Genomic DNA, 18,081 nt, shown 5'->3' with positions numbered 1-18,081 from the left:
TTATTCTGAATCGGTAAGCAACGGTTACGTTTTCGGTAACGAAAAGTTACCGAATCGGAATGCCAATTTTTTTCAGCTGTTGTTAGTCTGCATTTTTGCCTCGTGAACTGGAATAAAATTATAGCCTTTACGGAAGGCCAGAAACAAGTTGGCAGCATAGAAGCGGCTGTTAATAATAATGTAGCTTACTTTAAAATAGTGGGGCGCATTTGGTCTTGGAGTGCAGACCAAGAGAGTATTTTAAGACGCGAAATTGAAACCTCTATTGCAGACGGTGTTACATCGGCTGTTATAGAAGGAAGCAGCGAAGGTGGCTCTGTATTTGCAACGAACGATATGCTTGCTTTGTTTCAAAAGTACGATGATGTAAAAATTAAAGTACATGCTTTAATGGCATCGGCCTTTACGTATTTAACCTCGCATTTCCACACAACCATAAAAGCCAATACGCAAGGTATGATACACATGCCTATTTTAAGTGTAAAGGGCAATATTAAAGAGGTACAAAGCACCTTAAAATTAGGACAGAACATTACCGAAGATTACGCCAAAGCCTATGCTAAAAAAACAGGCAAAAGCGTAAAACAAATTAAAGCCTTATGGGATTCTGGTGACTACTGGATGAACGCAGATGAATTACTTAAAGAAGGTTTTGTTGATGCTATTGAAGGCGAAGTTGAAGCCTTTACAGATACCGATGTAATGTCTTTAGTTGCCTGTGGTGCGCCTATAATTCCAGAAGTGACTTCTAATATTCAAGAACCCAACAATAAATCAAAATCAAACATTATGGATAGAGATGAATTAATCGCCTTTTTAGGGCTTGATTCCAACGCGACCGATGAACAAATCGAAGCCGCTAAAAGTGCTATGAAAGTCGATGCACTTAAACAACGCTCGCAAGCCGATGCCGATAAACAAAAATCGGAAGACGACGCAGCCAAAAAAGTAGAAGCCTTAGTAAACAAAGGTATTAAGGATAAAAAGTTCTCTGCAGACGAAGCGCCACATTACACCGAGTTAGCTAAAGCAAACTTCGATGCTACCGAAAAGGTAATTGATGCCATGCCAGCTAAAGAAAAACTAAGTGCGCAGCTTAAAGGCGAAGAAGGTTCTACTGGAGGTGCAGCTTTAAGAGCCAACTGGACTTTAGAAGATTATTTGGCTAACGATCCAGAAGCCTACGAAAAACTAAAAGCAGAAAAGCCAAAAGAAGCCGAAGCTTTAGAAGCGGCCTACTTTGCCAAACAATAAACCCCAAGCACCTTAAATATATATACGTTCAAAATTTACCGTGTTTTTACCCCATTTAAACCCTTTTAAAAACCTATTTAAACCATGAAAAATATCTCAAAATTTGTATTAGCCATAGTGGCTATTTTATTAGTGACCGTTATTGGTCATGCTTTTACAGGATCGGCTGGCGGTGCTGTATCTTTTGCGGCGACAACCGTTGCCTTACCAGTTAAAAACCAACTGGCCGAAAAGGAAATGATTAAGCAGTTACGCCACGAGCATACTTGGGCGTCCGAGATTAGATCCAAACAAAGCTGGGTAAACAACGACACCATTAAAATACCAAAACGTGGTGCAGCTCCAGCGGTGTTAATTAACAACACCAATTATCCAATTGTTAAGAACAACCGCGACGATAGTCACGTAGTGGTTTCGCTTAACAAGTTCGATACCGAAAACACCATTGTAACCAAAGATGAGCTTTACGCTTTGCCTTACGAAAAAGTAAACGATGTGCAAATGCAGCACCGCGAAACTTTAGAGGATGAAACTATGGAGTACGGTATTTGGGGACTAGCGCCTCAAGAAGATGATGAAGCCGAAAACCAATTTGTATTGGAAACCACAGGTGAAAACGATGGCACAGGCCGTTTAAAGTTAACCACCAAAGATTTAAGAACCTTACAGGCCAAAATGAACAAAAAAGGCATTAATAAAAAAGGTAGAATCTTAATCTTATGCGATGATCACGTGTCTGATCTTTTGGAAGAAGACAGAAAATTCTACACCCAATACCACAACCAGACCGAAGGTGTAATTTCTAGCCGTTACTACGGTTTTAAAATCTACGAAGATTCTACAACACCAGAGTACGACGATGTTGCTTTAACCAAGTTAGCTTACGGTTCTGCTACTGTTGGCCGTAAATCGTCTGTAGTATTCCATAAAGGTTCTACGGCTAAAGCTGCAGGAACAGTAACACGTTTTGCACGTCCAGCCGAGTTGGATCCAGAAAACAGAGAAAACACGATCGGTTTCCGCGTGTACCATATTATAGTAGCCTACGGTGTAGAAGGTAGTGCTGCCATTATCTCTGGTAAAGCCTAGTAATACCCAAAAAACCTAAAGCAGGCTTACAACGCTTAAGCCTGCTTCTAAATCCTATCTAATGAGAGACATTAAATACATCGTTGTGCATTGCTCTGCTACCCAAGCAGGAAAAGCCTTTACGGCTGCCGATATAGATCGCTGGCATAAAGAGCGCGGATGGAGTGGCATTGGTTACCATTATGTTGTGAATATAGATGGTACCGAAGAGACAGGCCGTCCAGAGGAGCGTATTGGAGCGCATGTAAAAAACTACAACAAAAACAGTATTGGTGTGTGTTACATTGGCGGTTTAAACCGTGCCAACAAACCAGAAGACACCAGAACACCACAACAAAAAACAGCCCTTTTAAAGCTGTTAAAACGCTTAAAGCGCAAATATCCAAAAGCTAAAATTGTAGGACACCGCGATTTGTCTAAAGACCTTAACGGCAATGGCAAAATAGAAACTTGGGAGTGGTCTAAAGCTTGCCCATCTTTTAATGCCTCATTAGAATATAGAAACTTATAAGCATGAAATTTTGTATTAGTCTGTTCTTATTGGTCGCCTTGGCGTGTGGTTGTGGGGGTACGAAACGCCCAACGGAAGATGTGGTAAAAACCATACGTTACGATTCCATTAAAAAAATCACGATCACTCCCAAGGTCGATACAATAAGATTACCAGAGGAATATTTAAGGGTAACAGTGCCTTTAACAGATTTATCGGAGTTTCCCATCCAGAACCAAAGCCCTAACGGTCGCTTAAAATCGTCTATTAGAAAAGTTGGAAACCAACTGGAGGTAAATTGTTTTGTAGACGAATACATTAAAATAATACAAACCCAAGACACCATTATCGAGACTCTTATAAGTAAACTAGAGACTCAACACACCACACAAACCATAACAAAAACCGATTCGCCTTGGTACATGAAAGCCTTAGCATCGTTAGGCGCTTTGTTGTTACTCATTGTCGGTTTAAACATCGGAAAAACCTTTTTAAAACCTTAATAAACCATGAAAAAATCATACAGTAAATCCCAGCTTCAAGATAAAGCCAAAGCCGTATTTAAAGATTATCCAACAGCTACAAGCGTATTTGCAACTACAGACAGCCAATTCTTTTTAAACCAAAACCGCGCAGAGCTTCATGCAGGCAAAAAAGGCGCTGTTATTGAAATTGAAAACGAATTTGAAGCTCCAGAAAAAACAGACTCAAAGTCAAAAACGGCTAAAGAATTAATTGCTGAAGCAAAAACCATAGAAACTATTGAAGCTGTAGAAGCTGCCATTGTTTTAGAAACTGAAGGTGACAACAGAACCACTGTTTTAGCCGCTTACAATGCCCGAATTGAAGAATTAAAAGCCGATAACTAATGAGTTTTAGAGGTGTAAATATTAACAAGTTAAATGGCGGTTTAGGACGTAGTAACCCTAACGAAGACAATATTTTTATATTGGCCGCTAGTATGCCCCTTACTGGTACGACGCTAGCAGTAAACAAAGCCCACAAGCTTTTACAAATAGAAGATGCCGAGGCTTTAGGCGTAAACGCGGCTTTCGATGCTAACGAAAGCGTTTTGGTACATAACGAAATTAAAGATTTCTTTACCTATTGTCCAGGAGGCGTGTTGCACTTAATTCCTGTTGCCGAGACTTTAAGCCCTTCGGGTGTGGTAGCAGTTGCCGATTTTATTACGGCTGTTCGCTCGGTACCAGAAGCGAAAGTTATTGGTATTATGAATACCACGACTACCGTTCCAGACATCGCCGACGAAGTTGCAGCTGTACAATTGTTTGTAGAGAACTTTAGAGCCGAGTTCCGATACATAGACAATGTATTGTTAGAAGGCCGTGGCGAAGCTGCTGCAATTACCCCGATAGCAAACTACCCAGATTTACGTGGCGAAAATGCGCCTAACGTATCGGTAAGTATTGCGCAGGATCCTGCGATTGCAACCATAGATCCAGCTTACACAAAATACGCTGCTATTGGTGCGGTGTTGGGTATGTTGGCCGTGCGCCAAGTAAACGAAAACTTAGGGTCTGTAGACATTTTAAACAAGCCTATAGGCTTTAGAGGTCGCGAGGATTATCCTTTAACCATAGACGGAACCAACCGCTGGGAAGCTTCGAACCTATCCGACGGGAATACCTTCGAAACCTTGACCTACAACGATCAATCTGCCTTAACAAATTCAGGCTATATCTATGCAGGAAGCTTTAACGGTTATGGTGGTGTGTTTTTTAACAATGCGCCTACCTGTGTAGAAAAGTCGGACGATTATGCATACATCGAAAACAACCGTGTGTGGAATAAGGCCGTGCGCATTATTCGCAAAACCCTTATCCCTCGCGTGCGTGGTATTGTTAAAAAGGACGCAACAACAGGCTACATACTATCTACAACTATTAGCGACTGGAATTCGCGCCTTAATAAGGCCCTCGAGGTTATGATTACCAATAACGAGATTAGCGGTTTCGAGTTTTATATAAACCCAAAACAAGTACTTAGCGAAGACACGCCGTTAAAAGTTACGGGACACATTGTTGTAGATGCCATTGTATTTGAATTTGAAGTGGATTTAGGATTAACCGATAAACTATAATAAATGAGTACTACAGCAAATACCATTATAAACAAGTTCGGGCAAATGTCTGGCTGGAACAATATTACCGTTAACCTATTGTCTAGAGACGTAGAAGGTATTACAGAACTAAGCTATACAGACAGCACCGCTAAAGAAAACGCCTATGGTGCAGGAAAATATCCTGTAGGCCGTGGCGAAGGAAACTACGAAGCGCAGGCTTCTGTCACCTTATTTAAAGAAGAAATTAATGCCATTAAGGCGGCATTGCCTCCAGGAGCACGCTTACAGGATATTTTACCTTTTGATATTAACGTCCAGTACGAAAGCAAAACGGGAGTGATTTTAAAAGACCGTATTCGTAATTGTGAATTTATGACAGACGGTGTCGAGGTAAAAAACAACGATGGTACCATTTCTATAAAAGTAGATTTAATAGTAAGCCACATCGAGTGGAACGTAATTTAAGCCCATGAACAAAGAATTTCAAAAATATAGCGATATCACTCCTGAGATGAATCAGGAGTGGGAAGCTAAATACGGTAAAACCCGTCTTATCGATTTAGAGGTGCAAATCTCGGACACCGAAACCTTCAACTTTGTGTTGCGTAAACCAGACCGACCAGTTCTGGAGGCCATTGGCCGCCATGCCGCAAATAAAGATGTTGCCGCAGCCAACAAAACTTTAATTAATAACTGTGTGTTAGGCGGCGATATGGAAGCCCTTAATAAAGATGGCGAAGTATACCTTGAGGTGTTAGAGCAGCTAAACCTATTAAAGCACAAAGCTAAGAGTACCGTAAAAAAGCGTTAGACCTCTACCAATTGGAGGTCGAAGACCCAGACAACGATCATCAACAAATAACCAAAATCAATGCGCTTTTGCGTAGCCATTACCAAGTGGATCCAGAAGCGCTAAGTAACAAAGCTTGGGCGAAACTGTATCAGGAGTATGCCTATGTAAAAGCGGTTGAGTATAAAAACCTGTTACAGGTTACAGAACTCGCAACAAAAAAAGCACTGGCCGAAATATTAGGTCAGGTATTCAGCAAATAGTATGGCAGGAAGCAGTACAACAACACAATGGATTTTAGAGCTTATGGACAAGGTGTCCGCACCCATGCGCGGTGTGGATAAAAACACCAAGTCTGTAAACCAAACCCTGCAACGTGTTACCGCTTCCTTAAATACAATGGATGAGACCACTCGTACCACTGCCAACCAAGCGATTAAAAGCTTTAACGAGCTTAACCAAGAAATACAGCAGGAAGAAACCCAAATAAAAAAGCTTAAAGCACATTTAGCAAGTTTGGGCGATGCTGTAGATCCGCTAACCAGACAGCAAATAGACTTTGATGTAAAACAGGCCGAAACCAAAGTACGTCGTTACAAAGAGCAATTAGTAGAGGTTCAGGAAGAGTTAAAAGACATTGAAAACGCACCAGACCAAGAAAAACTAAAAGCCAATTGGGGAGCTGCAGTAGTTGTAGCAAATCAAACTGTTGAATTGGTTAACAAAGCTATAGACGGGTTACGGTTTACCACAGAAATTGAAAGTTTAAAAACCAATATAGAACGTTTCTCTGGAGCTTCGGGCGATGCCTTAGACGATTTAACCGCAAAAGCCTATAAGCTTGGTGCCGTGTTTAAGGAAAACCCCGACGAAATAGCCAAGGCCGCCAATGCCATGACCAAATTAATTGGTGGTACTTACGAAGATAATTTCGCACTTATAGAAGCTGGTTTTGAAAAAGGCGCAAATATTAACGGCGACTTTATCGATCAGCTGAAGGAATATCCAACCTTTATTAATCAGTTAGGTTTAAGCCAAAGTCAAGCCATAGCCTTAATGGCCAAAGCTGGACAGGAAGGTATATTTAGCGACAAGGCGATCGACTCCATTAAAGAAGCGGATTTGTCGCTTCGTGAAATTGGCCAGCCACAAATAGACGCACTGAAAGGCATTGGTTTAGAGGTTAGCGATTTAGCAAACAAAACCAGTTTTGAAGCCGTGCAAATGATTAGTAAATCTATGGAAGGTGCAACTACTCAAGCCAAGCAACTGGTTTTAGCGGATATTTTTAAGGGCGCAGGCGAAGACGCTGGGCTTGCGTGGATAGAAGGTTTAGGTAGTATCGATTTAGATATTAACAACATTCCTTCGGTACAAGAGGCTGGTTCTGGTATTCGTGGTTGGTTGGCCGATTTAAAAACATCGTTCAGCGCCACCTTTGGCAGTATCGCCGCTTCGGTAGTAGAACTATCTCCAGTAGTAACAGGTATAGCCTCGGCCATACCCTTAATATCATCCTTAACCAAAGTAACGTGGTTGCAAGATGTAGCCACTAAAGCCATGACGCTTTCTACTAAAGTTTTGGGCATTACCATGATGGGAACACCTATAGGCTGGATTGTTGCAGGATTAGCGGCTTTAACGGCTGGTGTCATGTTAGCATGGGATCAATTTGAAGGGTTTCGCGAAGTGATTTTTAAAAGTAGGCAAATTTTAAAGCTGTTTGGTGGCGTCTTAAAAGATTACGTGATAAACAGAATTAAAGACATGGTTTCTGGAATTTCTGGTATAGGAAAAACCTTGATGCACTTTTTTAATGGCGAATGGTCTAAAGCTTTCGAGACAGGCAAGCAAGCTGCTAATGACCTTTTAGGACTCGATTCTGGTAAGCAAGCTGGAGCACAGTTTATAGATGGCTGGTCTGGTGCAATGGAAAAAGGACAATTGGTTAGTGATATGTACACAGCCAATAAAAACAAAGCCCACACCACGAGTCCAGGACTCGGCAACTTTACCAGTCTTTTAGATGGTAAAACAACCAGTACGGGCAGCTCTAGCGGTTCTGGTTCTGGAAGTGCTAGCGGCTTAAACGGTATTGGTAAAGGTGCAGGCAAAACCGTTACCATGAACTTAGACATTAAAAACTATTTCAATATAGATGGTAACTGGCGCAACGACATCGATAAAATAGCCGATGCCGTAACAGGAAAAATTAACGATCGTTTACGCGATTCGCTTATCTCTTTATAATGAGTACATATAGACCCGACATATCGCAATTGTTTAACGCCGCTTTTGGTGTAACACCTATTACCTATAAGGTAGACAACCAAGCGCCTAATAATGGTTTGGTAAACTACCAGTCTATTCCCGTAAAAACTTACGAGGCCGCAAAGAAAATGAGTTGGATGGGGACGCCTATTATGTTCCCGATGAAGTTTAAAGGTGGCTATTATAATAGATATAGCAAAGCAGGACGATTAATAGCAAACCCGTATCAGGATTTTGATTTGCCGCCTGCTACGATAGTTGATTTTCGCCGAGCTAAGAATATCACTAAAACTAATGTTTTGGGCAGTACAGGAACAGTAAAAGAAATATACGGTTTCGACGATTGGCAGATACGTATTAGAGGCTTGTGCTTAGATACACCAAATCTTTCTGCTATAGACCAATATAAAGCCTTATTAAGATGGGAAGAAATAGCCGATAGTATAGAGGTGTTGGGTGAACTGTTTTTAGATAAAAGCATCTTTAGCATTACCATTGAGGACATTGATTTTAAACAGGCTCAAGGCAAAGAAAATGTAATTCCGTTTGAGATTACCGCAAGTAGTGACGAACCTTTAGAATTTAGTGTATGACGTTAGCAATGAACATACGCGTAAGCTTTCCAGAATATAACGGTCGAGAGGCTTTTGTGTTAACTAAGGTGTCTTCGGTAGAAATAGAAAGCAGCTTTAAGCTATTAACGGATAGAGCCATAATACGATTGCCTAGAAACGTAAAGTTTATCGATAACAAATATAATGCTAAAAAAGTTCGCGAAGTATTCAGGCGTGGCGCTCCTGTAAGTATAGCTTTTGGCTATAACGGTACTTACATTACCGAGTTTGAAGGCTATGTTACACAGGTTTCGGCAAACATTCCTATAGAAATTACCTGCGAGGACGAAATGTGGAAACTCAAGCAACTGCCTGTAAACGCTAGCTTCAAGTCGGTTAGCTTACAGCAGCTTTTAGAACACATTGTTCCTGGATACAAGGTAGACGCTTTAGAAGGTGTAGAGCTTGGCGGTGTGCGTTTTGCGCAAACCAACGTAGCCGCAGTATTAGACAAATTGCAAAATGCACCTTACAATTTATATAGCTATATGCGCGGAAAAACTTTGGTGTGTGGTAAATATTATAGCGACGATTCCGATCAGGAAACGGTTAATTTTCATTTAGAACGCAATGCCGTTAGCAATGATTTAAACTACCGAAATGCCGAGGATATTGTATTAAAAATTAAAGGGGTTTCGGTATTAAAAGACGGCAAGAAGATAGAAGTAGAAATTGGCGACAATGGCGGCGACACCTACCAATTAACCTACTACAATATTGAAGTAGAAGCTGAAGTAAAAAAGTTACTGCAGAAAGACTACGAAACCAAAAAGCGCGGTGGCTTCGATGGTTCGTTTACGGCCTTCGGGATTCCTTCCGTAAGGCACGGTTTAAAGGTGAAGCTTGAGAGCCAACTGTACGAAGATCGCGAAGGCGTTTATTATATCGAGTCGGTAAAAAAGACCTTCGATAAAGCAAAAATAAGACAGGTAATCACTTTAGGCGGTAGTGTGTTATGAAAAAGAACGGACAGGAAATACAAGAGTTTGGCAGCCTAATAGAGCGAAAGTTTAACAAGGCCAATAAAATACAGACGCACTGGGCTACGGTAAGCGAAATTGATTGGGAAGCAAAAACCATGACCGCTACAGGAACCGCCGACAATTTACCGTTTTACGATGTGCTTTTAGGTTTGGGCGATTGCTATGTAAAACCCAAAATAGGCGCACGTTGTTTAATAGGTACCATTTTAAACCAAGAGGCCGCAACCTTTTTAATAGGCTGCTCCAATCTTGAAGAAACGGTTATAACAGCCGATAAAACACAGCTAACAGTAAAAGAAACTGGAGTTGTAATAAAACAGAACAACGAATCTCTTAAAGACGTCCTAAACGATATGATTGATGAGATTAACAAGATAAAAGTCATTTACGGCAATACGATTAATGTTGCAGAAATGATTGCTATTAAAGAACGTTTAAACACCATTTTAATAGAATAATATGCCAATTACTCAAGAACAGTTATCTGCGAAGATTAGACAGGCTATGGACATCATGTCGGACAATCCAGAGATAGATATCGAGGAAGCCAGACAACATTTAGCCGATGAGATTGCTGCAGGTGTTGCCGAGTTTACCATTGGCAGAACCACCACGGGAACCGCTAGCAACGGTGCAGCTGTTACCACAACAATACAAGGAACCTAATGGAGAAAGATATTTTACTGGACGAAAACGACGATCTGTTAATAGAAAACGGCGACTTTAAAATCGGCGAAAGCTTAACTCAAGAGGTAGGCATTATTTTGAGAATGAACCAAGGCGAATTAAAAGAAGACCCCTTGTTAGGCGCAAACCTTATTAAGTTCATAAATAGTAACGTAAACGATAACGAGCTCCGCACCAAGGTAAAATTACACCTGCAGCGCGACGGGAAAAATTACGACGATATAAAAAACTACATAACCTTAAAACGCAATACACAATGATAGATTTATTAACACCACATATTAGCGAAATTATTTTAGGCTTAGGTGGTTTAGGGGCTTGGCTTTTCGAGCGCAAAAAACGAATACAGGGCTTTAAGCAAGACGATGCCGATCTAACGGCAAAAATACAAGCCATTTATAAGGACATGGTTTTAGATAGCGACGCCAGCTTAGAAAAAATGCGTCAGGATATGGAGCTGCTTAAAAAAAAACAGGCTGAAATAGACGCGCAATGGCGTGTAAAAATACAGCAGGTTGAAAAGCGTTGGCAAACCAAATACAGCCGTTTGCAAACAAGCTACAAGGAGTTGATGAAAGAGTTTGAAGAATACAAACAAGCCCACGAAAAGTAAATTGGAAATTCGCGTAAAATATAACCAAAGCCTTCTGGATATTGCCATACAAGAATATGGCAGTATAAACGAAATGCTAGAGCTGGCCGTAGCCAATGGTTTAAGCATTACATCGGCTATGGCAACGGGTACGGTTTTGCAGATTCCAGAGTTAGAACCGTCGGAACCCAGTGTACAAGAATATTACAAACGCAAATACCTAAAACCAGCAACTTCTACCAATTTAGAAATTGTAGACTCGGGCGGTGGAGACGAACTAGACCCAACAGAGTTTGAAGGTATTGGTTATATGGAAATAGAAAACGATTTTATAGTAAGATAATGGCAAGAACAATTACAGAAATACACACCGAAATACTAAACAACCTTTTAGGCGATGTTAATTTGGCAAACCTAACCAGTACCAGTCAGGTAGCTATTTATCGTTTGTTCGCCTATATTATTGCTGTGGCCATACATACGCACGAATTGTTATTCGATTTACATGCTAACGAGGTAGACACGCAAATTCTCAACCAGAAAAACGCCCGTTTACCGTGGTATCGGTATATGGCGCTCAAGTTTCAGTACGGTTTCGACCTGATTGCCGATACTGACAATTTTGATAACGAAAACGCTACCGATGCACAGATTGAAGCCAGTAAAATTATAAAGTATGCCGCTGTTAACGAAAGTGAAGTAGATAGTCGCGTAATATTAAAAATAGCAGGCGAAACCAACGAAGAATTAGCACCAATAGAACTCGACCAGCGTTCGGCTTTCGATGCCTACATTGCAGAAGTTAAACCTGCAGGTGTAAAAATTACCATAATAAATTACGAGCCAGATATCCTGTATTTGTCACTACGTATTTTTCGTGATCCGCTGGTGTTAAGTAATACGGGTATGAGTATTAAAAACGGAAACTATCCTGTAGAAGATGCCATAAACGAATACATGAAAGAACTCCCGTTTGATGGTGAGTTTATCGTGCAAAACTTTGTGGACAAACTGCAAAAGGTTGACGGTGTAAAAATAGCCCATATAATAAATATAGAAAGTTCGTGGATAGATCCAGAATTAAACGATTACGGCGATCCTGTACCTGTAGATGTTAAGACCATACCAGAAAGCGGATACTTTAAAGTAGATAACTTCAACAATATAGAGTATGTGGTTTAGTATTAATTACAAGCGTCTGGCGGTGTTATTGTTGCCCTTTACATTGCGGCAACCCAAAACAATAGCTTATCTGCATGCGCTTATAAGTCCGCTTGTAAATTTACATTACGACTGGAGGCAATACCGTCTAGACAATATTTACAAACTAGAACATAGCTGGCAAATATGCAGTATGCGCGGCGCTCTTAACGATCGGTTCGACCCAGAGCTAAGGCGCATTTACATTAACGATGGCGACGTACACGATGCATTTTATATATATACAGACGGCGAAGACCGCCCGAAATACATTTATACAGAGTCCGAAATAGATGCAGGTGCCAATCCCACTTGGCTTTATAACGAAAACGAACTGGTAGGTTCGGCAGCCGATTTTACGGTGTACGTGCCAGCCGAAATTATTCAAATTCAACAATACGAAGTAATAGGCCTTATAGATTTTTACAAACTAGCAGGCAAAAACTATAAAATAATTACGATTTAATGAATACAATACATTTTAATCAAACAGGCGGTTTTAGGCTTAGCACAAATATACTGGACGCGTTACAAAGCGGTTTAGCCCTTTTGGGTGGTCTAGGAGAAATGGCAGGCGATAAAACTATATTACAAGGTTGCGAACAGGTAGGTGCCAATATTACCGACGGTATCGTGTATCTAAACGGCGAAGCTTTTGTATTTAAGGGTGGCGCACCATTGGCATCTGTAAAAATATACGAGGCCGCAACACAAAAGATATTCGAGAACGGCGTGTTAAAGGATGTTGTAATAGAACGTTGGGTAGGTTTTGGTTCTGGTACAGGCGCTATACCGTGGAGCGACTTTGTGCGTATAGATACTTTAAAGAATCTAAAGTCGCGCATCCTACCGCCAAACACTAACCCACAATTATACAGCGGTTCTGTGGCCAGCATTCCTACAGGCTGGCAACTATGCGACGGTACCAATGGCACTCCCGATTTACGTGGGCGTTTTATAGTAGGCTACCATTCAACAGACACCGATTATAATGCCATAGGTAAAACAGGCGGAGAAAAAACGCATACCCTTACGGTAAACGAAATGCCAAACCACAACCACGGCGGTTTTACAAACCATGCAGGCAGCCACACGCATACCATGACCTTTAAGACAGGTTCTAGTTCTGGTGGTGGTGGTACCGACTTACAACCAGGAACAACAGTTAACGAAACAAAAACAACCTCTAGTAGTGGTAACCACAACCATACCATTAGTGGTGAAGGTGGTGGCGCAGCTCACGAAAACCGTCCACCGTACTACACGCTAGCATATATAATTTATACAGGAAACTAACCCTTCGACTCCGCTCAGGATGATAAAAAAAATACAATTATGGCAACACCTTTAAGCACAATAAAAAACTGGTTCCGTACTGGCTTGAAGCCGACCCAAGCCCAATTTTGGGCGGTTTGGGATAGCTATCGTCATAAAGACGAACCGATACCAACAACAGATGTACAAAATTTAGACACCTATCTCAACCAAAAAGTAGATAAGGTAGAGGGTTGGGGTTTGACAGAAAACAACTATACTACAGAAGAAAAGCAGAAGTTGGAGGGGCTAAATCCCCAAGTGCAATCTGACTGGGAACAGGACGACGACCAAGCAGCGGATTTTATAAGAAATAAGCCAGAAATAAACGGAGAAGTTGAGGAAACCGACCCAACAGTACCAATGTGGGTTAAAGGTATAACTGAAGAGGATATAGATACTTGGAATGCGGCTTTGCAAGAAGGTGAGTTGCCTGGATACAATATTATAAACGATTCGTCATCAGGCGTTGAATTGTTTATAGGAACTTCAGGCTCGAATTATGGAGGTATAAAAATAGGAAGACACTTAGGTCATTCAATTACAGGGGCTTTCTTTAAAATAGAGACTGTTAGAACACATATTCTATCTAGCAATGATTTTAATGTTAATAGCGGGACTGTTTTTGTTAATAGCAATGAAACACGAATTCTAGGTGATGTAATTAGCTTAGGTAGTGATAACAGAAGAATAGGGCTAGAATCAACAAATAGTTTTAACATAGTGGAACTGGATTACTCTCAAGTAATGGCTGCTATATTGCTATATATACCAAATAGCTCTGGAACCCTAGCTACTCAAGAATGGGTTAATGCTCAAGGGTTTGGATCAGGAGAAGGATCTGGAAATGAAACCGACCCTACTGTACCAAGCTATGTAAAAGCGATTACAGAAACACAAATAAGTAATTGGGAGTCTGCTTTTGGTTGGGGTAACCATGCAAGCGAAGGGTATTTAAAAGCCAGTACGGTGCGAGCTACCATGCACGACCGCTGTTTAAACGTGTCTGTTGGGGTGGCGCACGAAGTAGATTGGTTATGGACAGAGACTATAATATTAACCCTTTCGCAAAACTTTACCATTACAGAAGATTGGAACTTGCCTACAAACACCAGTAAAGTGTTAACTATATACGCAACTGGCGATTATGGTTTAACATTACCAGTCACTTGGACAAACAACCTAACAGGATCTTACGATGGCACGGTACTTAATTTAATAACGGTAGAACGCCTGTACGACGGCACGGTATGGACAACAATAACACAAGCGGGATAACATGAAAAAGAAAGCAAATTTTTTTAATGTTTATGGGGGTAGTTATTTACTAGACAACTATTCGCCTGCAACTGCTTATTCTATAGCAAGAAGATTAAGCGCAACACACGCAAATCCTATGACAATAAGAAATGGGGTAACTAATGATACACTCTTATGTCAATGGGATAGTAATAATGAATTGGATATCCCCCACATTGAAAATTGGCTAGGATCAGATTATGCCACAGTTGATGTCATCTATGATGCAAGTGGTAATGGTAGACATTTAAACGCAGTTGGTTTTGGTGGTAATATTGCAACTGATGGTGTGGTAAATGTAACGTCTGCTGGTTATCCTTATATTGTAGAAACCGTAAACTCAGGTAATAATTTTGCAACATCAGGATTTTCAATTGCAGGCGGAGATATGAATTTATTTTTACTAGTAGTAGGTGCTAATACCATAGCAGATTCAGCAGATAATGCAATATTTGGTATAGCTCCGTTTGACGGTCAATCTGGTAGTGGAGTAAGACGTATACAATCATTAACAAACGAGAATAATACCAATCACGGTATAAGGACGCTTAATGGAGCAACAGTATTTAATACTTCTATTTATGAGGGGACTAATTATAAACTAGATACTGTATATCATATACAAGGGAATAGCGGATTTATAGGTAAGGTCAATGGAGATCTGTTAACAGAAACGAGTGATAGTATAACTTCTATAAATTTAAATACATCTAGTAGAATTCAAGTATTAAGCGTTACATCTAATAATGGTAAAGCAACTGGTAGATTTACAGAAGGAATCGTATTCCTGACTGACATAGAAGCTCAGTTATCTGATTTAGAATCGAATATAATAACTTATTACAACTTATAATGGATAAATATATAAACATAAACGAAACACCTTATACCTTGGTCTCTATACCAAAAGTAAAAGGCACAAACATAAACTATAATTCACAATCCAATTCAACACAATGGTTTGAAGATGGGTATAGACAATTTGTCGCACCAGAATACAGTACATCGACCCATAAATTGGGTGGTATAATCTATGATGAAGTTAACGATATAGGTACAAGGGAAGTTTTACCTCTTACTACCCAAGAATTAGAAGATAAGGCATTACAAGAGCAACAGCGTTTAATACAAGAGCAGGTAGACTTACAAATATTGCGTGAGCAGCGCGGTAAGGAAGAGTTCAGATTAATGACGGCGTCTTTGCGCGCCCAACTAGGCGCAGAATTAGAGCTGGCCGATTATAACGCACTAGAATTGTTGTTAGAGCCTTTAGGAGATACCATTTGCTTTGGAAAATGGACAAAATGTTACATGATGTTGGTAGAGTTGGGAACAGAAAACGTAGGAACGGATTTGTACAACCAATTAGAAGCAAAATTACGAGCAGGTATTATAGATCTATACGATGAACACGATTATCCATTTGAAATTTAAAAAACATGAAAGAATTCTTTACCAATATAGGAAATCTCCTTTTAGGAGTCATTTTAATAGCTGTTAGTTTGGTGCTTTTTGCAGTAGTAACGCCGCTAGCTTTTATTTGGAAAGTAGTAGTAAGCATTACTAACGAAAAGCGTAAGGCACGAGATATTTTGGCAGGAACTTCCAGTTTCTTTATAGAGATAGCAGCCAGTTACGACCAGTTAGGTAACGCCGTGTTTGGTGGTTTCTTTAACTGGTTGTTTTTGCGAGACACGGACATCCGCTACGCGTTTGGAGATAAAGACGATACCATTAGCGAAGTACTAGGCTGGAACGTAGAGCTTGACAGCTTAAATAAATACGGTAAATTTTTAGTGAAGTTATTAGATAAACTAGACGAAAACCATTGTTATAACGCGATGTACAACGCTGTAATAGCAGCCAGAACCAAAGTGCATCAATACGAGAATATTAATATTTTAAAACCCCAAATCCTATGAAAAGACTATTAGTAGTTATGGCATTATTGGTAAGTGTAGCCAGTTTTGCCCAAAAAACAACATTACACAAAAAAGTGGCGACAGTCTCGCATATCATTGGCGACCGCGCTATTATAAGCGTTGATAAGAACAGCAGTTATAATGTTCCTGCAAGCAATCTAGAAGCAGGCAGCGAGTATGTGTTCTATCTTGCTATTCTGGATAATTCTGAAAGGCCGAAAGCAGAGGTAAAAGGCGCGGCAAAAACCAAAGGCCAAGCCCAACGCGACATGGACAGAACGAGGAAAGCCCTCGATGAAAACTACACGATAATCGACTAATCACCGATTGTCGGGGGATAAATAAGAGTCCCCCAGCTTTTAAAAAACTTCCGACGGTATTTTTAAAACAAGAGCCAGTAGCTACTGGAGGACATAAGTCTTCTGGGAGCTACTGGCTTTATTATTTTTTGTTATACCGTCGGAAGCGCAAATATAGAGTTTATCAATCAATCATCAATCAATCATCAATTAATCATCAATCAAAAAACGAACAGAAATGAAGAAAAAACAGTACACAACTGCGCCTTTGCCGTTTATGGGTCAGAAACGGAAATTTATTAAAAGTTTTAAAGAAGCGTTACACAAATATCCTGCAGACGGTGTTTATGTAGATTTATTTGGAGGTAGCGGCTTATTAGCACACACGGCCAAACAACACTATCCAAATGCTAAGGTGATCTATAACGACTACGATAATTATCGTGAACGCATTAACGCTATACCACAAACTAACGTGTTGCTAGCAAAAATAAGGGCGCTAGTAAACGATTGGCCTAAAGATAAGCGTATAACGGGTGAGGTTAAAGAACGTGTCTTAAAAGCGATAAAACAGCATGAAAACGAAAACGGGTATGTAGATTATATTACAATATCGTCGTCGCTGCTATTTAGTATGAAGTATGTGCTTAATTATACCGATTTAGAGAAAAGCACGCTATATAATTGCGTTAGAATGAGCGACTATAATGCCGACGGCTATTTAACTGGTTTAGACATAGTAAGTTTAGACTATAAGGCTATATTTGAGCAGTATAAAGATACGCCTAATGTGGTATTTTTAATAGATCCACCTTATTTGCAAACCACTTCGGTTACTTATAAAAACTATTGGAGTTTAAGCGATTATTTAGATGTATTGAGCGTATTGGAAGGCCAAAGGTACTTTTATTTCACTTCGAACAAATCATCCATAATAGAGCTTTGTGAGTGGGTTGGCAATAGAACCTTAACATCTAATCCGTTTGCTCATGCTACAAAGCTAGAGGTTAACACCAGTGTGAACTACAATAGTAGCTATACGGATATTATGTTGTTTAAGTAGCTTTTTACCACCGTTTAAATGATATTTTAATGTTGTTTAAACGGTGGTTATTTGTTTACCTTTGTTTAAATTTATGTACTATTTGATTTCAAACTGTGTACAATTTGATTTCCCGATTATAATACCCTTTA

Annotated in this window: 26 protein-coding genes; all 26 read left to right on the top strand. The window is 40.1% G+C overall.

From position 1 onward, the window contains the following. Window positions 1–102 precede the first annotated feature (102 nt). The 26 genes from ACR9EA_RS17070 (at window position 103) to ACR9EA_RS16945 (ending at window position 17,950) form a co-directional block, all read left to right on the top strand. Window positions 103–1,254, top strand: a complete 1,152-nt coding sequence (locus tag ACR9EA_RS17070; RefSeq protein WP_435135730.1) for an ATP-dependent Clp protease proteolytic subunit — start codon at window positions 103–105, stop codon at window positions 1,252–1,254. An 84-nt stretch (window positions 1,255–1,338) separates the two neighbouring features. Next, window positions 1,339–2,343: a hypothetical protein gene (locus tag ACR9EA_RS17065; protein ID WP_435135728.1), complete on the top strand. Its 1,005-nt coding sequence runs from the start codon at window positions 1,339–1,341 to the stop codon at window positions 2,341–2,343. Between the two features lie 61 nt (window positions 2,344–2,404). Continuing rightward, window positions 2,405–2,854, top strand: coding sequence for an N-acetylmuramoyl-L-alanine amidase (locus tag ACR9EA_RS17060; protein WP_435135726.1), 450 nt, complete (start codon window positions 2,405–2,407; stop codon window positions 2,852–2,854). A 2-nt stretch (window positions 2,855–2,856) separates the two neighbouring features. After that, window positions 2,857–3,336 carry a hypothetical protein gene (locus tag ACR9EA_RS17055; protein ID WP_435135724.1) on the top strand — a complete coding sequence of 160 codons (480 nt, stop codon included), beginning with the start codon at window positions 2,857–2,859 and terminating at the stop codon, window positions 3,334–3,336. Window positions 3,337–3,342: 6 nt separating this feature from the next. Then, on the top strand, window positions 3,343–3,702 hold the full coding sequence (locus tag ACR9EA_RS17050) for a hypothetical protein (RefSeq protein ID WP_435135722.1): 360 nt from the start codon (window positions 3,343–3,345) through the stop codon (window positions 3,700–3,702). Further along, a complete protein-coding gene (locus ACR9EA_RS17045; protein ID WP_435135720.1) occupies window positions 3,702–4,934 on the top strand; it encodes a DUF2586 family protein in 1,233 nt (410 codons plus the stop codon). Before ACR9EA_RS17050 ends, ACR9EA_RS17045 begins: the two co-directional genes overlap by 1 nt. A gap of 3 nt (window positions 4,935–4,937) precedes the next feature. Beyond that, window positions 4,938–5,381: a hypothetical protein gene (locus tag ACR9EA_RS17040; protein WP_435135718.1), complete on the top strand. Its 444-nt coding sequence runs from the start codon at window positions 4,938–4,940 to the stop codon at window positions 5,379–5,381. A 4-nt stretch (window positions 5,382–5,385) separates the two neighbouring features. Then, window positions 5,386–5,727 carry a hypothetical protein gene (locus ACR9EA_RS17035; protein WP_435135716.1) on the top strand — a complete coding sequence of 114 codons (342 nt, stop codon included), beginning with the start codon at window positions 5,386–5,388 and terminating at the stop codon, window positions 5,725–5,727. Window positions 5,728–5,738: 11 nt separating this feature from the next. Further along, a complete protein-coding gene (locus ACR9EA_RS17030; protein ID WP_435135715.1) occupies window positions 5,739–5,969 on the top strand; it encodes a hypothetical protein in 231 nt (76 codons plus the stop codon). Window position 5,970: 1 nt separating this feature from the next. After that, the gene (locus ACR9EA_RS17025) at window positions 5,971–7,956 is read left to right on the top strand and encodes a phage tail tape measure protein (RefSeq protein ID WP_435135713.1); all 1,986 of its coding nucleotides are present in this window, start codon (window positions 5,971–5,973) and stop codon (window positions 7,954–7,956) included. After that, window positions 7,956–8,570 carry a DUF6046 domain-containing protein gene (locus ACR9EA_RS17020; protein ID WP_435135712.1) on the top strand — a complete coding sequence of 205 codons (615 nt, stop codon included), beginning with the start codon at window positions 7,956–7,958 and terminating at the stop codon, window positions 8,568–8,570. The genes ACR9EA_RS17025 and ACR9EA_RS17020 overlap by 1 nt, the downstream gene beginning before the upstream one ends. Further along, window positions 8,567–9,550, top strand: a complete 984-nt coding sequence (locus tag ACR9EA_RS17015; protein WP_435135710.1) for a hypothetical protein — start codon at window positions 8,567–8,569, stop codon at window positions 9,548–9,550. Before ACR9EA_RS17020 ends, ACR9EA_RS17015 begins: the two co-directional genes overlap by 4 nt. After that, the gene (locus ACR9EA_RS17010) at window positions 9,547–10,032 is read left to right on the top strand and encodes a hypothetical protein (protein ID WP_435135708.1); all 486 of its coding nucleotides are present in this window, start codon (window positions 9,547–9,549) and stop codon (window positions 10,030–10,032) included. Before ACR9EA_RS17015 ends, ACR9EA_RS17010 begins: the two co-directional genes overlap by 4 nt. A 1-nt stretch (window position 10,033) precedes the next feature. After that, entirely contained in the window at window positions 10,034–10,240 is a 207-nt protein-coding gene (locus ACR9EA_RS17005; RefSeq protein WP_435135706.1) for a hypothetical protein, read from the top strand. Further along, on the top strand, window positions 10,240–10,521 hold the full coding sequence (locus tag ACR9EA_RS17000) for a hypothetical protein (RefSeq protein WP_435135705.1): 282 nt from the start codon (window positions 10,240–10,242) through the stop codon (window positions 10,519–10,521). Before ACR9EA_RS17005 ends, ACR9EA_RS17000 begins: the two co-directional genes overlap by 1 nt. After that, on the top strand, window positions 10,518–10,874 hold the full coding sequence (locus ACR9EA_RS16995; protein ID WP_435135703.1) for a hypothetical protein: 357 nt from the start codon (window positions 10,518–10,520) through the stop codon (window positions 10,872–10,874). The genes ACR9EA_RS17000 and ACR9EA_RS16995 overlap by 4 nt, the downstream gene beginning before the upstream one ends. After that, on the top strand, window positions 10,843–11,196 hold the full coding sequence (locus tag ACR9EA_RS16990) for a hypothetical protein (protein ID WP_435135702.1): 354 nt from the start codon (window positions 10,843–10,845) through the stop codon (window positions 11,194–11,196). The genes ACR9EA_RS16995 and ACR9EA_RS16990 overlap by 32 nt, the downstream gene beginning before the upstream one ends. Beyond that, the gene (locus ACR9EA_RS16985) at window positions 11,196–12,035 is read left to right on the top strand and encodes a nucleotidyltransferase (RefSeq protein ID WP_435135700.1); all 840 of its coding nucleotides are present in this window, start codon (window positions 11,196–11,198) and stop codon (window positions 12,033–12,035) included. The genes ACR9EA_RS16990 and ACR9EA_RS16985 overlap by 1 nt, the downstream gene beginning before the upstream one ends. Then, window positions 12,025–12,519: a hypothetical protein gene (locus ACR9EA_RS16980; protein WP_435135698.1), complete on the top strand. Its 495-nt coding sequence runs from the start codon at window positions 12,025–12,027 to the stop codon at window positions 12,517–12,519. The genes ACR9EA_RS16985 and ACR9EA_RS16980 overlap by 11 nt, the downstream gene beginning before the upstream one ends. Further along, window positions 12,519–13,349, top strand: a complete 831-nt coding sequence (locus ACR9EA_RS16975) for a phage baseplate protein (RefSeq protein ID WP_435135696.1) — start codon at window positions 12,519–12,521, stop codon at window positions 13,347–13,349. Before ACR9EA_RS16980 ends, ACR9EA_RS16975 begins: the two co-directional genes overlap by 1 nt. Before the next feature lie 39 nt (window positions 13,350–13,388). After that, entirely contained in the window at window positions 13,389–14,645 is a 1,257-nt protein-coding gene (locus ACR9EA_RS16970; RefSeq protein WP_435135694.1) for a hypothetical protein, read from the top strand. A 1-nt stretch (window position 14,646) separates the two neighbouring features. Continuing rightward, window positions 14,647–15,519 (top strand): hypothetical protein, encoded by an 873-nt coding sequence (locus ACR9EA_RS16965; protein WP_435135692.1) that lies wholly within the window; start codon window positions 14,647–14,649, stop codon window positions 15,517–15,519. Beyond that, window positions 15,519–16,100: a hypothetical protein gene (locus ACR9EA_RS16960; RefSeq protein ID WP_435135691.1), complete on the top strand. Its 582-nt coding sequence runs from the start codon at window positions 15,519–15,521 to the stop codon at window positions 16,098–16,100. The genes ACR9EA_RS16965 and ACR9EA_RS16960 overlap by 1 nt, the downstream gene beginning before the upstream one ends. A gap of 5 nt (window positions 16,101–16,105) precedes the next feature. After that, the gene (locus ACR9EA_RS16955) at window positions 16,106–16,588 is read left to right on the top strand and encodes a hypothetical protein (protein ID WP_435135689.1); all 483 of its coding nucleotides are present in this window, start codon (window positions 16,106–16,108) and stop codon (window positions 16,586–16,588) included. Beyond that, window positions 16,585–16,908, top strand: a complete 324-nt coding sequence (locus tag ACR9EA_RS16950) for a hypothetical protein (protein ID WP_435135687.1) — start codon at window positions 16,585–16,587, stop codon at window positions 16,906–16,908. The genes ACR9EA_RS16955 and ACR9EA_RS16950 overlap by 4 nt, the downstream gene beginning before the upstream one ends. 217 nt (window positions 16,909–17,125) lie before the next feature. After that, the gene (locus ACR9EA_RS16945; RefSeq protein WP_435135685.1) at window positions 17,126–17,950 is read left to right on the top strand and encodes a DNA adenine methylase; all 825 of its coding nucleotides are present in this window, start codon (window positions 17,126–17,128) and stop codon (window positions 17,948–17,950) included. The last annotated feature ends 131 nt before the right edge of the window (window positions 17,951–18,081 follow it).

It is taken from the genome of Formosa sp. A9 (assembly GCF_051200825.1).
Lineage (GTDB): Bacteria > Bacteroidota > Bacteroidia > Flavobacteriales > Flavobacteriaceae > Formosa.
This window is presented reverse-complemented; position numbering and strand designations above follow the sequence as displayed.

Coding starts and splice junctions, on each gene's coding strand:
- ACR9EA_RS17065 (WP_435135728.1), top strand. CDS start 1,339: ATGAAAAATATCTCAAAATTTGTATTAGCCATAGTGGCTATTTTATTA.
- ACR9EA_RS17060 (WP_435135726.1), top strand. CDS start 2,405: ATGAGAGACATTAAATACATCGTTGTGCATTGCTCTGCTACCCAAGCA.
- ACR9EA_RS17055 (WP_435135724.1), top strand. CDS start 2,857: ATGAAATTTTGTATTAGTCTGTTCTTATTGGTCGCCTTGGCGTGTGGT.
- ACR9EA_RS17050 (WP_435135722.1), top strand. CDS start 3,343: ATGAAAAAATCATACAGTAAATCCCAGCTTCAAGATAAAGCCAAAGCC.
- ACR9EA_RS17045 (WP_435135720.1), top strand. CDS start 3,702: ATGAGTTTTAGAGGTGTAAATATTAACAAGTTAAATGGCGGTTTAGGA.
- ACR9EA_RS17040 (WP_435135718.1), top strand. CDS start 4,938: ATGAGTACTACAGCAAATACCATTATAAACAAGTTCGGGCAAATGTCT.
- ACR9EA_RS17035 (WP_435135716.1), top strand. CDS start 5,386: ATGAACAAAGAATTTCAAAAATATAGCGATATCACTCCTGAGATGAAT.
- ACR9EA_RS17025 (WP_435135713.1), top strand. CDS start 5,971: ATGGCAGGAAGCAGTACAACAACACAATGGATTTTAGAGCTTATGGAC.
- ACR9EA_RS17020 (WP_435135712.1), top strand. CDS start 7,956: ATGAGTACATATAGACCCGACATATCGCAATTGTTTAACGCCGCTTTT.
- ACR9EA_RS17015 (WP_435135710.1), top strand. CDS start 8,567: ATGACGTTAGCAATGAACATACGCGTAAGCTTTCCAGAATATAACGGT.
- ACR9EA_RS17010 (WP_435135708.1), top strand. CDS start 9,547: ATGAAAAAGAACGGACAGGAAATACAAGAGTTTGGCAGCCTAATAGAG.
- ACR9EA_RS17005 (WP_435135706.1), top strand. CDS start 10,034: ATGCCAATTACTCAAGAACAGTTATCTGCGAAGATTAGACAGGCTATG.
- ACR9EA_RS17000 (WP_435135705.1), top strand. CDS start 10,240: ATGGAGAAAGATATTTTACTGGACGAAAACGACGATCTGTTAATAGAA.
- ACR9EA_RS16995 (WP_435135703.1), top strand. CDS start 10,518: ATGATAGATTTATTAACACCACATATTAGCGAAATTATTTTAGGCTTA.
- ACR9EA_RS16985 (WP_435135700.1), top strand. CDS start 11,196: ATGGCAAGAACAATTACAGAAATACACACCGAAATACTAAACAACCTT.
- ACR9EA_RS16980 (WP_435135698.1), top strand. CDS start 12,025: ATGTGGTTTAGTATTAATTACAAGCGTCTGGCGGTGTTATTGTTGCCC.
- ACR9EA_RS16975 (WP_435135696.1), top strand. CDS start 12,519: ATGAATACAATACATTTTAATCAAACAGGCGGTTTTAGGCTTAGCACA.
- ACR9EA_RS16970 (WP_435135694.1), top strand. CDS start 13,389: ATGGCAACACCTTTAAGCACAATAAAAAACTGGTTCCGTACTGGCTTG.
- ACR9EA_RS16965 (WP_435135692.1), top strand. CDS start 14,647: ATGAAAAAGAAAGCAAATTTTTTTAATGTTTATGGGGGTAGTTATTTA.
- ACR9EA_RS16960 (WP_435135691.1), top strand. CDS start 15,519: ATGGATAAATATATAAACATAAACGAAACACCTTATACCTTGGTCTCT.
- ACR9EA_RS16955 (WP_435135689.1), top strand. CDS start 16,106: ATGAAAGAATTCTTTACCAATATAGGAAATCTCCTTTTAGGAGTCATT.
- ACR9EA_RS16950 (WP_435135687.1), top strand. CDS start 16,585: ATGAAAAGACTATTAGTAGTTATGGCATTATTGGTAAGTGTAGCCAGT.
- ACR9EA_RS16945 (WP_435135685.1), top strand. CDS start 17,126: ATGAAGAAAAAACAGTACACAACTGCGCCTTTGCCGTTTATGGGTCAG.